The following is an 827-nucleotide window of genomic DNA, read 5'->3' as shown; positions in this document are numbered from 1 at the left end:
ACAGCAAACAGGTGGCGGAGCGCTGATTGATCTTGGTGCACATCCGATTTATCTAACCAATCGGCTTGCCGGAAAAGCGCAGGCTGTCAGTGCCCGGTTGAAAAGAAGCAATCCAAATGAGGTTGATGAAAGTGGCGCTGTTCTGGTTGACTATCAATCTGGTGCACTTGGAATCATAGAGACTAGTTTTTTATCACATGGGAGCCCGTTTCAACTGGAGTTATATGGAACAGAGGGAACCTTACTCTGCAGGAACGGTTCGATTCAAATGACAAGCATGCATCATGGTAACGGTGAATGGATAAATATGGAGAGTGATTTACCTGATGTGTCCACGCCAATGGAGCAATGGGTAGCACAAATCAGTGAAGGTGTAATGCCGACCATTACCAGGGAAGATGTGATTCAATTAACCAAAATAAATGATGGTGCAGCGCTGTCTGATCTTGAGGGACGCCGTGTCGTTTTTGAACTTTAACAGGGAGTATAAATCTTTATCGATATAAAAGAATCTAAGGCTTTCAAGGGTATTAGTTCTTGTCAAAAAGCCCAGATTTTCTTAAGTAACAGTTTTAGAAATCTATCGAGAGGAGAATAGCTTATCCAAAACATAGGTTTGCAATTGTATTCTGTCCGGGAGGCGGCTGAGAAGGACTTTTTGGGAACGGTCCGAAAAGTTGCTGACATGGGCTATGATGCTGTTCAGTTTGCAGGTTTTTTTGGAACACCAGCAAGTGTGGTCAAGCGCACTTTGAATGAAAAAGGTATTCGTGTGGCGGGGAGTCATACAGGTCTGGATCTTTTCACAGATGATAAATTAAAAGAAA

1 protein-coding gene is annotated in these 827 nt (G+C 43.2%); it reads left to right on the top strand.

Annotated features, from left to right (window positions below):
• Positions 1 to 478, top strand: a 478-nt coding sequence (locus AC3G7N_RS20750; protein ID WP_489424059.1) for a Gfo/Idh/MocA family protein, incomplete at its 5' end; no start/stop codon positions are given.
• Between the last annotated feature and the right edge of the window lie 349 nt (positions 479 to 827).

The organism is Virgibacillus carmonensis, from assembly GCF_057836705.1.
The sequence above is the reverse complement of the archived record's forward strand: the minus strand, read 5'-3'. Positions and strand labels throughout refer to the sequence as shown.